The 14300-nt window shown below is 70.2% G+C and carries 12 protein-coding genes, 1 rRNA gene and 1 riboswitch; of the genes, 12 read left to right on the top strand and 1 reads right to left on the bottom strand.

The genetic code is table 11. From position 1 onward, the window contains the following. The 11 genes from rrf to ABZ340_RS35260 form a co-directional block, all read left to right on the top strand. A 5S ribosomal RNA gene (rrf, locus tag ABZ340_RS35310) occupies positions 1-88 on the top strand; the annotation flags it as partial. A gap of 108 nt (positions 89-196) precedes the next feature. Next, the gene (locus tag ABZ340_RS35305; RefSeq protein ID WP_358785984.1) at positions 197-805 is read left to right on the top strand and encodes a CDP-alcohol phosphatidyltransferase family protein; all 609 of its coding nucleotides are present in this window, start codon (positions 197-199) and stop codon (positions 803-805) included. A 115-nt stretch (positions 806-920) separates the two neighbouring features. Beyond that, the gene (locus tag ABZ340_RS35300) at positions 921-3416 is read left to right on the top strand and encodes a mannose-1-phosphate guanyltransferase (RefSeq protein ID WP_358785983.1); all 2496 of its coding nucleotides are present in this window, start codon (positions 921-923) and stop codon (positions 3414-3416) included. Between the two features lie 108 nt (positions 3417-3524). After that, positions 3525-4469: a DUF881 domain-containing protein gene (locus ABZ340_RS35295; RefSeq protein ID WP_358785982.1), complete on the top strand. Its 945-nt coding sequence runs from the start codon at positions 3525-3527 to the stop codon at positions 4467-4469. Beyond that, positions 4466-4798 (top strand): small basic family protein, encoded by a 333-nt coding sequence (locus tag ABZ340_RS35290; RefSeq protein WP_009343209.1) that lies wholly within the window; start codon positions 4466-4468, stop codon positions 4796-4798. Before ABZ340_RS35295 ends, ABZ340_RS35290 begins: the two co-directional genes overlap by 4 nt. A gap of 5 nt (positions 4799-4803) precedes the next feature. Further along, entirely contained in the window at positions 4804-5652 is an 849-nt protein-coding gene (locus ABZ340_RS35285; protein WP_358785981.1) for a DUF881 domain-containing protein, read from the top strand. 61 nt (positions 5653-5713) lie between these two features. After that, on the top strand, positions 5714-6676 hold the full coding sequence (locus ABZ340_RS35280; RefSeq protein WP_358785980.1) for an FHA domain-containing protein: 963 nt from the start codon (positions 5714-5716) through the stop codon (positions 6674-6676). A 38-nt stretch (positions 6677-6714) separates the two neighbouring features. Further along, a complete protein-coding gene (locus tag ABZ340_RS35275) occupies positions 6715-7452 on the top strand; it encodes a MerR family transcriptional regulator (RefSeq protein ID WP_358785979.1) in 738 nt (245 codons plus the stop codon). An 84-nt stretch (positions 7453-7536) separates the two neighbouring features. After that, positions 7537-8010 (top strand): bifunctional nuclease family protein, encoded by a 474-nt coding sequence (locus tag ABZ340_RS35270; protein WP_026253112.1) that lies wholly within the window; start codon positions 7537-7539, stop codon positions 8008-8010. A gap of 250 nt (positions 8011-8260) precedes the next feature. Further along, positions 8261-8902: a MerR family transcriptional regulator gene (locus tag ABZ340_RS35265; RefSeq protein WP_358785978.1), complete on the top strand. Its 642-nt coding sequence runs from the start codon at positions 8261-8263 to the stop codon at positions 8900-8902. Between the two features lie 101 nt (positions 8903-9003). Further along, entirely contained in the window at positions 9004-10467 is a 1464-nt protein-coding gene (locus ABZ340_RS35260; protein ID WP_358785977.1) for a DNA polymerase IV, read from the top strand. A 12-nt stretch (positions 10468-10479) separates the two neighbouring features. Here the strand turns inward: ABZ340_RS35260 and ABZ340_RS35255 are convergent, their stop codons facing one another. Beyond that, positions 10480-10851, bottom strand: a complete 372-nt coding sequence (locus ABZ340_RS35255) for a PRC-barrel domain-containing protein (RefSeq protein WP_358785976.1) — start codon at positions 10849-10851, stop codon at positions 10480-10482. Between the two features lie 138 nt (positions 10852-10989). Next, a riboswitch (glycine riboswitch) is annotated at positions 10990-11085 on the top strand. Positions 11086-11261: 176 nt separating this feature from the next. On the opposite strand from ABZ340_RS35255, the gene gcvP reads away from it, so the two are divergent. Beyond that, positions 11262-14147 (top strand): aminomethyl-transferring glycine dehydrogenase, encoded by a 2886-nt coding sequence (gene gcvP / locus ABZ340_RS35250; RefSeq protein ID WP_358785975.1) that lies wholly within the window; start codon positions 11262-11264, stop codon positions 14145-14147. Positions 14148-14300 lie beyond the last annotated feature (153 nt).

The raw sequence follows: 14300 nt of genomic DNA, 5'->3' as shown, positions 1-14300 counted from the left end.
CGGTTACATTCCGAACCCGGAAGCTAAGCTCTACAGCGCCGATGGTACTGCAGGGGGGACCCTGTGGGAGAGTAGGACGCCGCCGAACAATTATTGAGCTCCGGCTCCCAGGCTTACAGCCCGGGAGCCGGAGCTTTTTTGCGTTGAGGTAAGGTCAGGGAGCATCATTGGCTCATTTCCCACAGGAGGCTCCCGGGTGGAGGTCCAGGAGACCCGTGTTCAGACCGACCGGGTCCTCACCATCCCCAACATCCTCAGCATGGCGCGTCTCGTCGGCGTTCCCCTCTTCCTCTGGCTCATCCTGAGGCCGGAGTTCGGAGGGCCGAAAAGCGATGGCTGGGCGCTGTTGGTGCTGGCCCTGAGCGGAGTCAGCGACTATCTGGACGGCAAGCTCGCCCGGCGGTGGAACCAGATCAGCAGCCTGGGCCGGCTGCTCGATCCCGCGGCCGACCGGCTCTACATCCTGTCCACTCTGGTGGGTCTCACATGGCGCGAGATCCTGCCTCTCTGGCTGACTGTCGTTCTTCTCGCCAGGGAGCTGGTACTGCTCGTGATGGTGGGCATCCTCCGCCGGCACGGCTATCCGCCGCCGCAGGTGAACTTCCTGGGGAAAGCCGCAACGTTCAACTTGATGTACGCCTTCCCCTTGCTCCTGCTCAGTGACGGAACTGGATGGATCTCGTCACTCGCTGCTATTTTCGGATGGGCGTTCGCCGGATGGGGTACAACGCTGTATTGGTGGGCAGGAGTCCTCTACATGGTTCAAGTCCGCCGCCTGGTCCGTGCGGACGCCATGGCCGATTGAACTCGCTGATGAGCACGGCCACAGCCGTGCGATGGCCCCTGAGGGAAAACTGCGGGACAATCTTCGTGAGTGAAGTCGGCTAGACCGTCGTCTCTTGGAGGAGGACGCTTCCGACATGAAGGCCGTTGTGATGGCCGGAGGCGAAGGCACGCGCCTTCGCCCCATGACCTCAAGCATGCCCAAGCCGCTCCTGCCGGTCGCCAACCGGCCGATCATGGAGCATGTGCTGCGGCTGCTCAAAAGGCATGGGCTCAATGAGACCGTGGTGACCGTCCAGTTCTTGGCCTCGCTGGTCAAGAACTACTTCGGTGACGGTGAAGAGCTCGGAATGGAGCTCACCTATGCCAACGAGGAGAAGCCACTCGGTACCGCCGGAAGCGTCAAGAACGCCGAAGAGGCGTTGAAGGACGATGCCTTCCTTGTCATCTCCGGTGATGCCCTGACCGACTTCGACCTCACCGAGCTGATCAATTTCCACAAGGAGAAGGGCGCGTTGGTCACCGTGTGTCTGACACGGGTGCCCAACCCCCTTGAATTCGGCATCACCATTGTCGACGAGGAAGGCAAGGTCGAGCGCTTCCTGGAGAAGCCGACCTGGGGCCAGGTCTTCTCGGACACCGTGAACACCGGTATCTACGTCATGGAGCCCGAGGTCTTCGACTATGTCGAGCCGGATGTGCCCGTCGACTGGTCCGGCGACGTCTTCCCGCAGTTGATGAAGGAAGGCAAGCCGATCTACGGCTATGTGGCCGAGGGGTACTGGGAGGACGTCGGCACGCACGAGAGCTACGTGAAGGCCCAGGCCGACGTCCTGGAGGGCAAGGTCGACGTCGACATCGACGGCTTCGAGATCTCACCGGGTGTGTGGGTGGCCGAGGGCGCCGAAGTGCATCCCGATGCCGTCCTGCGCGGGCCGCTGTACATCGGGGACTACGCCAAGGTGGAAGCCGGCGCCGAGATCCGTGAGCACACCGTCGTGGGCTCCAACGTGGTCGTCAAGAGCGGTGCCTTCCTCCACAAGGCCGTCGTCCACGACAACGTGTACGTCGGGCCGCACAGCAACCTGCGGGGCTGTGTCGTCGGCAAGAACACCGACATCATGCGTGCGGCGCGGATCGAGGACGGCGCGGTCATCGGCGACGAGTGCCTGGTCGGTGAAGAATCGATCGTGCAGGGCAATGTCCGTGTCTACCCGTTCAAGACGATCGAGGCCGGTGCTTTCGTCAACACCTCGGTCATCTGGGAGTCGCGGGGACAGGCGCATCTCTTCGGCGCCCGCGGGGTGTCCGGCATCCTGAACGTGGAGATCACCCCGGAGCTCGCCGTGCGTCTCGCCGGCGCCTATGCGACGACCCTCAAGAAGGGCTCCACGGTGACCACGGCCCGCGACCACTCCCGTGGTGCGCGTGCGCTGAAGCGGGCGGTCATCTCCGCGCTGCAGGCCAGCGCCATCGACGTACGGGACCTGGAGAACGTACCGCTGCCCGTGGCGCGGCAGCAGACCGCTCGGGGCAGTGCCGGCGGCATCATGATCCGGACGACGCCCGGGGTGCCGGATTCCGTGGACATCATGTTCTTCGACGGGCAGGGCGCCGACCTGTCGCAGGGCAGTCAGCGGAAGCTGGACCGGGTGTTCGCGCGGCAGGAGTACCGGCGTGCGTTCCCCGGGGAGATCGGGGACCTGCACTTCCCCGCCAGTGTGTTCGACTCGTACACGGGCTCGCTGCTGCGGAACGTCGACACGACCGGGATCGCCGAGTCGGGGCTGAAGGTCGTCGTGGACGCCTCCAACGGCAGTGCGGGGCTCGTGCTGCCGAGTCTGCTCGGCAAGCTGGGAGTGGACTCGCTGACCATCAATCCCGGTCTCGACGAGTCCAGGCCGACGGAGACCGCCGACATGCGGCGGGCGGGGCTGGTGCGGCTCGGTGAGATCGTGGCGTCCTCGGGGGCCGCGTTCGGTGTGCGGTTCGACCCGGTGGGCGAGCGGCTGTCGCTCGTCGACGAGAAGGGCCGCATCATCGAGGACGACCGGGCGCTGCTGGTGATGCTGGACCTGGTCGCCGCCGAGCGGCGCAGCGGCCGGGTGGCGCTGCCGGTGACCACGACCAGGATCGCCGAGCAGGTGGCGGCGTACCACGGGACCCAGGTCGAGTGGACGACCACCTCGCCCGACGACCTGACGCGGGTCGGCGGCGAGGAAGGGACGATCTTCGGCGGCGACGGCAAGGGCGGGTTCATCGTCCCCGAGTTCAGCAGCGTCTACGACGGCACGGCGGCCTTCGTACGGCTCATCGGGCTGGTGGCGCGGACGCAGCTCACGCTCAGCCAGATCGACGCGCGCATCCCGCGCGCGCACGTCCTCAAGCGGGATCTGGCGACCCCGTGGGCCGTCAAGGGGCTCGTCATGCGGCGGGTCGTCGAAGCGGCCGGAGACCGCTTCGTGGACACCACCGACGGCGTGCGGGTGGTGGAGTCCGACGGGCGCTGGGTCATGGTGCTGCCCGATCCGGCCGAGGCCGTCACCCATCTGTGGGCCGAGGGGCCCGACGACGCCTCCGCGCAGGCGCTGCTCGACGAGTGGTCGGCGGTCGTGGACAGCGCGGGGCGGTAGACACGCACTGCACGCGCGCGTGCCGGACAGGTGCCCCCCTGGGGTCCTGTCCGGCACGTCGGTGGGGCCGTTCACGGGGAGCGGGCGCGACGTGCGACGATGTGCGGCATGCCGCAGCAACCCCCCGTTCGGAGCAGTCCCGCGCGGCCCGCGCGCCCGGACGCGTCCATGTCGTTGATCACGAACGTCATGGACCACAGCCTCGACGACGGATACGCCGAGGCCGCCGCGCGGAAGAAGGCCGACGGCACCGGTGGCATGCCCAAGACGCTCCGGGCCAAGCTGGGCCTGGCCGCCGGGCTGGTGCTCGCCGCTCTCGTCGTGACCGTCGGGGCGGCACAGGCGCGGGTCGCGGCGCCCGTCGTCGCCAAGGAGCGCGAGGAGCTCATCGACCGGATCGACCGGGAGAGCGAGGCGGCGGACAAGCTGGAGCACAGCGTCGACGAGCTGCGTGACGACGTGAGCGCGCGGCAGCGCGAGGCGCTGGAGCAGAGCGGCGGGGGCAGCGAGCCGCAGCAGCTGGCGGGGGTCCTGTCGGGGGCTGTGGAGGTGCACGGCCCCGGGGTGAAGCTGGTGGTCGACGATGCCGAGGACGCGGGCGGTGGCGCCGATGGCGAGGCGCGCGGGACGTCCGGGTTCTCCGACACCGGCCGGGTGCGCGACCGGGACATGCAGCGGGTGGTCAACGGGCTGTGGGCCTCGGGCGCCGAGGCGATCGCCATCAACGGGCAGCGGCTGACCGCCCTGTCCGCGATCAGGGCCGCGGGTGACGCGATACTGGTCGACAACAAGCCGCTGGTGCCGCCGTACACGGTGCTCGCGGTGGGGGACGGCGAACGGCTCGGCGCGAGGTTCCAGGACAGTCCCGACGGGATGTACTTGCATGTCCTGCAGGAGAACTACGGGATCAGGACCGGCATCTCCGTGGAGGAGGAGCTCCGGATCCCCGCCGCACCGAGTGTGATCGTGCGGACGGCGCGGCCGTACCTCGAGAACACCGAAGAAACCCAAGAAAACCAAGAAACTGAGAAAACCGGGAAGGGCACATCGTGATCGCCGTACTGGGCCTCGTCCTGGGAGTCGTGGCGGGCCTGTTGGTCCGGCCCGAGGTTCCGGCGGTCGTCGAGCCTTATCTGCCGATCGCTGTCGTGGCGGCGCTCGACGCCGTCTTCGGCGGTCTGCGGGCCATGCTCGACGGCATCTTCGACGACAAGGTCTTCGTGGTGTCGTTCCTGTCGAACGTGGTCGTGGCCGCGCTGATCGTGTTCCTCGGCGACAAGTTGGGCGTGGGGGCCCAGCTGTCCACCGGTGTCGTGGTGGTCCTCGGCATCCGCATCTTCTCCAACGCCGCGGCGATCCGCCGGCACGTGTTCCGGGCGTGAGCGCGATGAGCGGACACGAGGAGCGGGAGCACGCCGGGAAACCCGGGAACGGACTGCGCAGGGAGCTGCCCGCGGAGGTGCCCGCGGTGATTCCTCCGGCCAGGGAGGGCCGGGAGGAGGAACCGGTCCGGCTGACCGGACGGCAGCGGCTGGTCAAGGGGCTGTGGCCGCCGCGTGTCACGCGGGCCCAACTCATCGTCGCCCTGCTGCTGTTCGGGCTCGGTTTCGGGCTGGCGATCCAGGTGGCGTCCAACAGCGACGGGGACAGTGCCCTGCGCGGCGCGCGTCAGGAGGATCTCGTCCGCATCCTCGATGAACTCGACGACCGCACACAACGTCTTGAGGACGAGAAGCAAGGGCTGGAGAAGCAGCGGGACGAGCTGGAGAACAGCTCCGACCAGGCCGAGGAAGCGCGCAGGCAGACGGTCGAGAAGGAACGGCAACTCGGCATTCTGGCGGGCACCGTGGCCGCGCAGGGCCCCGGCATCACCATGACCATCGAGGACACGAAGGGGACGGTCGAGGCGGACATGCTGCTCGACGCGATCCAGGAGCTGCGCGCGGCCGGCGCGGAGGCGATCCAGGTGGACGGCGTACGGGTCGTCGCCGGAACGTATCTGACGGATTCCGGCGGCGGCGTGAGCGTCGACGGGAACAAGATCAACGCGCCCTATCGTTTCAAGGTCATCGGCAAGCCGCAGGACCTCGAACCGGCCCTCAACATCCCTGGAGGCGTGGTGCAGACTCTGGAGAAGGAACAGGCCACCGTTACTGTTGAGCGGTCGAGCAAGATCGTCGTGGATGCCTTGCGAGCGGCGAAGCGGCCTGACTACGCTCGGTCGTCCTCCCGGTGAACCGGGGGTGCATGGGGGCCGTCCGGCGAGGGCATGAGGTTGCGGGGGGTCGGCGCACCGAATGGGTGGTGCGTGGTGGAAACTGTCTGGTGGAGACGGACGTTGTCAGGATGTCCGGGTCGGCCATTACGTTCAGTCAGGGTTCGTCCTGCCCCACGGGCGGGTCTGTTTCGGTCAAGGGGAATCGCCCGTGAAGTTGTTTGCGAAGTTGTTCGGCAAGAGCGCGCGAGAGGGCCGCGACAACCACGCGACCGCTCGTCATCGCGCACAGCCTGACGCAGAGAGCCAGCGTCCGCTGTACCGGGACCAGGTGACTGGTCCGGGCGGTGACATTTCCGGTGGTCAGGGCGCGCCGTCTGTTGACCCTGCGCAGTCCGGCGGCATAGGTTTCGGGCAACCGTCAACCTCAGGTACGGGTGGAGGGTTCGCCTCCGGTCCGTACGCGTCCAACGCCCCGGCGGGACAGCCGCGGCAGGAGGATCCTTCCATGTCGGCCCTGGTGTGTACGAGGTGCGGTAACCGCAACGCGGAGAACAGCCGCTTCTGCTCCCACTGCGGTGCGCCGCTGCGGCCGGGCGTCGCGGCGGAGCGCTCGTCGGAGACGACCTCCACGATCTCCATCTCCGGTCTGGAGGCCTACGACGCCGAGGTCACCGGGCAGACGCAGATGCCGGCACTGTCCCCCGAGGCGCAGGCGGCCGTCGACGCGCTGCCGCTGGGTTCGGCGCTGCTGGTCGTGCGCCGCGGGCCGAACTCGGGCAGCCGCTTCCTCCTGGACGGCGAGCTGACCACGGCCGGGCGTCATCCGCAGAGCGACATCTTCCTGGACGACGTGACGGTCTCCCGCCGCCACGTGGAGTTCCGCCGCGGTGCGGACGGCACGTTCACGGTGGCCGACGTGGGCAGCCTGAACGGCACGTACGTGAACCGGGAGCGGATCGACCAGGTCGCTCTGTCGAACGGGGACGAGGTCCAGATCGGCAAGTACCGGCTGGTCTTCTACACGAGCCAGCGGGGCTACTGACCCCCCGGAGTCCGTCCGGGGATCCGCAGGGAAGGTCCATGCTTCACACACCGAGTGGCGGTGCCGGACACGGCACCGCTGCCACGGACGGCGAGCTGATGAGCATCGGCACGGTGCTGAACGTGCTGCGCGACGAGTTTCCCGACATCACCATCTCCAAGATCCGTTTCCTGGAGTCGGAGGGGCTCGTCGAGCCGCAGCGGACCCCGGCGGGGTACCGCAAGTTCAGTGCGAGCGATGTCGAGCGGCTCGGCCATGTCCTGAGGTTGCAGCGGGACCACTACCTGCCGCTGAAGGTGATCCGGGAGTACCTGGACGCCATGGAGCGCGGTGAGGCCGTGCAGCTGCCGAAGCTGGGCCCGCAGCGCGACGGGGAGGCGCCGCCGGATCCGTCCGAGGGCCCCACGGCGGCCCGGATCGGACGGGCCGAGCTGCTCGCCGCGGCCGGCATCGAGGAGCAGGAGCTCCAGGAGTGGGAGTCGTACGGGCTCATCGCCCCGCTGCCCGACGGCGCGTACGACGCCGAGGCGGCCACCGTGGCCTCCCTCGTCGTCGAGCTGGGGCGGTTCGGGATCGAGCCACGGCATCTGCGGGTGATGAAGGCCGCCGCCGACCGGGAGGCCGGGCTGGTGGACCAGGTGGTGGCGCCGCTCAGGCGGCACCGGAACCCGCAGACCAGGGCCCACGCGGAGGCCCGTACCAAGGAGCTGGCGGGGCTCGCGGTGCGGCTGCACGCGGCGCTCGTGCAGACCGCGCTCGGGGTGCGCCTCCCCTGAAAGGGGTGTATGACCGGGTGCGGATCGGCCACCCGTTCCCTGCCCGACTACCCAAACGTCCCGGGCACGGCCTAGGGTTGCTGTGTGAACGAGCTCGATGTCGTAGGTGTCCGGGTCGAAATGCCCTCCAACCAACCGATCGTGCTGCTGCGTGAAGTGGGAGGCGACCGTTACCTCCCCATCTGGATCGGACCGGGGGAGGCGACGGCGATCGCCTTCGCCCAGCAGGGCATGGCTCCGGCGCGGCCGCTGACCCACGACCTGTTCAAGGACGTGCTGGAAGCCGTCGGCCAGGAGCTCACCGAAGTACGCATCACAGACCTGCGTGAGGGGGTCTTCTACGCGGAGCTGGTCTTCGCCAGCGGAGTCGAGGTGAGCGCCAGGCCGTCCGACGCCATAGCGCTGGCGCTGCGCACCGGAACGCCGATCTACGGCAGTGACACGGTGCTCGACGACGCGGGCATCGCGATTCCGGACGAGCAGGAGGACGAGGTGGAGAAGTTCCGCGAGTTCCTCGACCAGATCTCGCCGGAGGACTTCGGTACCAGCAGCCAGTGAGGCGTCCGGGACGTGCGGCCGGCGGCGGGTCCGCCCACAGCCGGTGGCGGAGGAGAACCGGGCATGTGCCGGTGGCCGGTGCGAGCGTCGCGCGGCCCCTGCGGGCACATTCGGCTAGCCTTTCCCCGCGGTGGGGCACGGGAAACCACTCGTAGGGTGATTATCACTCGGCGTGCCGAGTGTGGCGATCGTTGACGCACCCTTGGTGACTGCCTACCGTCGAGAAGGCAGGTCAAGGACGGAGGTCGGCGTGAGAACCAGCGGCGACGGTACGGCTGGGGGTGCCCCCGGACGCAGTCTCGGGGCGAGCGGCCCGTACCCGCTTCACAGTGCGGCCGGTCACGCTCCGCAGCGGCCGACGGCCGTGCCGAGCAGCGGAGGGGCGACGTCCATGGCGTCCGAGCAGATCGGCTACCGCGGCCCGACGGCCTGCGCGGCCGCCGGCATCACCTACCGGCAGCTGGACTACTGGGCCCGCACCGGGCTCGTCGAGCCGAGCGTGCGGCCCGCCCACGGGTCCGGGACACAGCGTCTGTACAGCTTCCGCGACGTCGTCGTGCTGAAGATCGTCAAGCGGTTCCTCGACACCGGGGTGTCGCTGCAGAACATCCGCACCGCCGTGCAGCACCTCAGGGAGCGCGGTTTTCGCGACCTGGAGCGCATGACGCTGATGAGCGATGGTGCCACCGTCTACGAATGCACCTCGCCCGACGAGGTGCACGCGCTGCTCCAGGGCGGGCAGGGCATCTTCGGGATCGCCGTCGGGGTGGTGTGGCGGGACGTGGAGAGCGCGCTGTCCCAGCTGCACGGGGAGCGGATCGACACGGGCGAGACGCTGATCGGCCACAACCCCGCCGACGAGCTGGCGCGGCGGCGCAACCGGGCCGTCTGAGAGCGGGCACAGCCGGTCCGCGGAAGGCCGCTGGGAGCGGTTCCACGGATACGGGTGGGCGAACGCGGCCGTTGTCAGTGGTGTAGGGCAGCATCGAAGGCGTGAGAAGCGCGCCCACCATCCTGCACCTCGACATGGATGCCTTCTACGCCTCGGTCGAGCAGGCGTCGAAACCGAGCCTGCGCGGGAAGGCCGTCGTCGTGGGCGGGCTCGGGCCCAGGGGTGTGGTCGCCACCGCGTCGTACGAGGCGCGCGTCTTCGGGGTCCGCTCGGCGATGCCCATGGCGCAGGCGCGGAGGCTCGCGCCGAACGCCGCGTACCTCGTCCCGCGGTTCGGGCTCTACCGGTCGATCAGCGAGCAGGTCATGGAACTGCTGCGGGCCCTGTCGCCGCTCGTGGAGCCATTGAGCCTGGACGAGGCGTTCGTGGATCTGGAGGCCGACAAGGCGGCTTGGGACGCGGAGTCGGCGCGGGCGGTGGGGGAGAGACTGCGTGCGGACATCCGGGCCGTCACCGGGCTCACCGGCTCGGTCGGGCTCGCGGCCTCCAAGATGCTCGCCAAGATCGCCTCCGAGCAGGCCAAGCCCGACGGGCTGGTGCTGATCGAGCCGGGCTCCGAGCGGGCGTTGCTCGGGCCCCTGTCCGTGCGGACGCTGCCCGGGGTGGGCCCGGCGACCGGCGATCACCTGCGGCGGGCCGGGATCACGACGGTCGACGAGCTCGCCGAGGCGGGCGAGGACGAGCTCGTCCGGCTGCTCGGCAAGGCCCACGGGCACGCCCTGTACGCGATGGCGCTGGCGCGGGACGAGAGGCCCGTGGTGGCCGAGCGTGAGGCCAAGTCGGTGTCGGTCGAGGACACCTACGACGTGGACATCCACGACCGGGTGCGGGTCGGCCTGGAGGTGCAGCGGCTGGCCGACCGGTGCGTGCGGCGGCTGCGCGCGGCCGGGTTGTCCGGGCGGACCATCGTGCTGAAGGTGCGGCGGTACGACTTCTCCACGCTGACCCGCTCCGAGACGCTGCGTGGGCCGACCGACGATCCGGCGGTGGTGCGGGAGGCGGCGGCGCGGCTGCTGGACTCGGTGGACACCACGGGCGGCGTACGGCTGCTCGGGGTGGGCGTCAGCGGGCTCGCCGACTACACGCAGGAGGACCTGTTCGCGCAGGCGGCGGGGGAGCGGGTGGAGCTGCCGGACGAGGAGCCCGAGCGGGAGGAGCGGCCGGCCGAGGAACGGCAGGCGCCGGGCGCCGAGCGCCGCTGGCCCGCCGGGCACGACGTGCGGCACACGGTGTACGGGCACGGGTGGGTGCAGGGCAGCGGGCTCGGGCGGGTCACCGTGCGGTTCGAGACGCCCGGATCCGGGCCCGGGCGGGTGCGGACCTTCCGGGTCGAGGACCCGGACCTGGAGCCGGCGGATCCGCTGCCGCTGGTGTCGTCCGTGTCGTCTGGGTCGTCCACGCCGTCCATGCCGTCCATGCCGTCCATGCCGTCCGGGCCGTCCGGGCCGTCGGGGTCGGAGGTGGTGCGAAGACCCGGGGCCGTCGGCCGGGAGGCGGCGGGCTGAGGGGCGGGTCCGTCAGGTCTCCTCCGAGCCCGCCAGCCTGCCGAAGTCGCGGTCGGGGAGCGTGGGCGGAGGGGCCACGTCGAGGCCGTAGTGGTGGTAGAGCTGGAGTTCCTGCTCCGGCGAGAGGTGGCGGCCCACGCCGAAGTCGGGGGCCTCCTTGATCAGGGCCCGGTCGAACGGCACGCGCAGGGTGCCGTCGACCAGTTCGCTGGGCTCCAGGGGCACGAAGGCGTCCCTGCTGAACAGGCCGGTGCGTATGGCCGCCCACTCGGGCAGGCCGGTGGCGTCGTCGAGGTAGACCTCGTCGACGGTGCCGATCTTGTTGCCGTCGCGGTCGAACGCCTTGCGGCCGATCAGGTTGCGCGGATCGATGTCGGTGCGCACGGGCCCTCCACTTGGTCGCCATTCATCCGGTGAATCATCGGGTGAATCATCCGTAAGCACTACAAAAGAGCACAATCGTGAAGGCGGCCACTCGAACGTCCGGGCGTTGACCTCGCTGGTAGGCTGACGAATGGCTGCTGACCCCGTGCGGGAGAGTCCTCCAGGCTTCATCGGAGGCGCCGAAGGAGCAAATCCTCCCCGGAATCTCTCAGGCCCCTGTACCGCACGGACGAGGTCACTCTGGAAAGCAGGGCGGGTGCCGGCGGCGTCCGCCCTCACCGACGGTGAAAGCCGGGAGCCCTCGGGTGGCCCGGTGAAGCTCTCAGGTCGAGATGACAGAGGGGGAGGCCGTACGGGTACCCGCGCCGTGGTGCCCCTCGCAGGTCGCGTCAGACCAGGAGGCCTCCGCAATGACCGCCCCTCGCATTCCGCTCTCCGAACTCGAACAGGGAATCCCCTTCGAGCAGCGCCACATCGGCCCCGACCACGAGGCCCGGGCCAAGATGCTCGCGCAGGTCGGCTACGGCTCGCTCGACGAGCTGACGGCCGCCGCGGTGCCGGATGTGATCAAGAACCACGACGCGCTGGAGCTGCCGGGCGCGCGCACCGAGGCCGAGGTGCTGGCCGAGCTGCGCTCCCTGGCCGACCGCAACCAGGTCCTCGACTCGATGATCGGGCTGGGCTACTACGGCACCTTCACCCCGCCGGTCATCCTGCGCAACGTCATGGAGAACCCCGCCTGGTACACCGCCTACACGCCGTACCAGCCGGAGATCTCCCAGGGCCGCCTGGAGGCCCTGCTGAACTTCCAGACGATGGTCGCCGACCTGACCGGCCTGCCGACCTCCGGCGCGTCGCTGCTGGACGAGGGCACCGCCGCCGCCGAGGCGATGGCGCTGTCCCGGCGCATGGGCAAGAACAAGAAGGGCCTGTTCCTGGTCGACGCGGACGCGCTGCCGCAGACCATCGCCGTGGTGCAGACCCGCGCGGAGCCGACCGGCGTCGAGGTCGTCGTCGCCGACCTGAGCGAGGGCATCCCGGCGGAGGTCGCCGAGCGGGAGATCAACGGCGTCCTGATCCAGTACCCGGGCGCCTCCGGTGCCGTACGCGACATCAAGCCGGTCATCGACCAGGCGCACGAGCTCGGCGCGCTCGTCACCGTCGCCGCCGACCTGCTCGCGCTGACCCTGCTGAAGTCCCCCGGCGAGCTCGGCGCGGACATCGCGGTCGGCACGACGCAGCGCTTCGGCGTGCCGATGGGCTTCGGCGGGCCGCACGCCGGCTACATGGCCGTCCAGGAGAAGATGGCGCGCAGCCTGCCCGGGCGACTCGTGGGCGTGTCCGTGGACGCGGACGGGAACAAGGCCTACCGCCTCGCGCTGCAGACGCGTGAGCAGCACATCCGCCGGGAGAAGGCGACCAGCAACATCTGCACCGCGCAGGTGCTGCTCGCCGTCATGGCCGGCATGTACGCCGTCTACCACGGGCCGGACGGCCTGAAGGGCATCGCGCGGCGCACGCACCGCTACGCCGCGATCCTCGCGGCCGGGCTGGCGAACGGCGGGGTGGAGGTCGTCCACGGCAGCTACTTCGACACGGTCACCGCGCGGGTGCCGGGCCGGGCCGCCGAGGTCGTCGCCGCCGCGCGCGAGAACGGTGTGAACCTGCGCCTCGTCGACGCCGACCACGTCTCGGCCGCCTGCGACGAGACGACCGGGCGCGCGCAGATCGGCGCCGTGTGGAACGCGTTCGGCGTCGAGGGCGACATCGAGGCGCTGGACGCGACGGCCGGGGACGCGCTGCCCGAGGCGCTGCTGCGCACCGACGACTACCTGACCCACCCCGTCTTCCACCAGCACCGCTCCGAGACCGCGATGCTGCGCTACCTGCGCCGCCTCGCCGACCGGGACTACGCGCTGGACCGCGGCATGATCCCGCTGGGCTCCTGCACCATGAAGCTCAACGCGACGACGGAGATGGAGCCGGTCACCTGGCCGGAGTTCGGGCAGCTGCACCCGTTCGCCCCCGCCGAGCAGGCGCAGGGCTACCTGACGCTCATCCGTGAGCTGGAGGAGCGGCTCGCCGAGGTCACCGGGTACGACAAGGTCTCGCTCCAGCCGAACGCCGGGTCGCAGGGCGAGCTGGCCGGCCTGCTCGCCGTACGCGGCTACCACCGCGCCAACGGCGACGAGCGGCGGACGGTGTGCCTGATCCCGTCCTCCGCGCACGGCACCAACGCCGCGAGCGCGGTCATGGCCGGCATGAAGGTCGTCGTCGTCAAGACCGCCGAGGACGGCGAGATCGACGTCGAGGACCTGCGGGCCAAGATCGAGCAGCACCGCGACGAGCTGGCGGTGCTGATGATCACGTACCCGTCGACGCACGGTGTGTTCGAGGAGCACGTCGCCGACATCTGCGCGCAGGTGCACGAGGCGGGCGGCCAGGTGTACGTCGACGGCGCCAACCTCAACGCGCTGGTGGGCCTCGCCAAGCCGGGCCACTTCGGCGGCGACGTCTCCCACCTGAACCTGCACAAGACGTTCTGCATCCCGCACGGCGGCGGCGGTCCCGGCGTCGGCCCGGTGGCCGTACGGTCGCACCTGGCGCCGTACCTGCCCAACCACCCGCTGCAGCCCGCGGCCGGCCCGGCGACCGGCGTGGGCCCGATCTCGGCCGCGCCGTGGGGCTCGGCGGGCATCCTGCCGATCTCGTGGGCGTACGTCCGGCTCATGGGCGGCGAGGGCCTCAAGCGGGCCACGCAGGTGGCCGTGCTGTCCGCCAACTACGTCGCCAAGCGGCTGGAGCCGCACTACCCGGTGCTGTACACCGGCCCCGGCGGGCTGGTCGCGCACGAGTGCATCATCGACCTGCGCCCGCTGACCAAGGCGACCGGCGTGACCGTGGACGACGTCGCCAAGCGGCTGATCGACTACGGCTTCCACGCGCCGACGATGTCGTTCCCGGTGGCCGGCACGCTGATGATCGAGCCGACCGAGTCGGAGGACCTGGCCGAGCTGGACCGGTTCTGCGAGGCGATGATCGCCATTCGCGCGGAGATCGAGAAGGTGGGCTCCGGCGAGTGGCCCGCGGACGACAACCCGCTGCGGGGCGCGCCGCACACGGCCGCCGCGCTGGGCGGGGCGTGGGAGCACCCGTACAGCCGTGAGGAGGCCGTCTTCCCGGGCGGGGTGTCCGCCGCCGGCAAGTACTGGCCGCCGGTGCGCCGGATCGACCAGGCCTTCGGCGACCGGAACCTGGTCTGCTCGTGCCCGCCGCTGGACGCGTACGAGGACTGACGGACCGACGGACGCCTGACGGCGGTCCGGCCCGGAAGGGGGGGCCCCGGGGGGGCGCGCGGGCCGCGCGGGGGGGCCCGCCGCGGCCGGGCAGGGGGGGGGGGGGGGGGGCGTCGGGGGGCGGGGGGGGGGAGGGGGGGGAAAAACACCCCC

This window comes from Streptomyces sp. NPDC006134 (genome assembly GCF_040628835.1).
In the GTDB taxonomy this organism is placed as follows: domain Bacteria; phylum Actinomycetota; class Actinomycetes; order Streptomycetales; family Streptomycetaceae; genus Streptomyces.
The sequence above is the reverse complement of the archived record's forward strand: the minus strand, read 5'-3'. Positions and strand labels throughout refer to the sequence as shown.

Coding starts and splice junctions, on each gene's coding strand:
- ABZ340_RS35295 (WP_358785982.1), top strand. CDS start 3,525: ATGCCGCAGCAACCCCCCGTTCGGAGCAGTCCCGCGCGGCCCGCGCGC.
- ABZ340_RS35285 (WP_358785981.1), top strand. CDS start 4,804: ATGAGCGGACACGAGGAGCGGGAGCACGCCGGGAAACCCGGGAACGGA.
- ABZ340_RS35300 (WP_358785983.1), top strand. CDS start 921: ATGAAGGCCGTTGTGATGGCCGGAGGCGAAGGCACGCGCCTTCGCCCC.
- gcvP (WP_358785975.1), top strand. CDS start 11,262: ATGACCGCCCCTCGCATTCCGCTCTCCGAACTCGAACAGGGAATCCCC.
- ABZ340_RS35275 (WP_358785979.1), top strand. CDS start 6,715: ATGCTTCACACACCGAGTGGCGGTGCCGGACACGGCACCGCTGCCACG.
- ABZ340_RS35280 (WP_358785980.1), top strand. CDS start 5,714: ATGGGTGGTGCGTGGTGGAAACTGTCTGGTGGAGACGGACGTTGTCAG.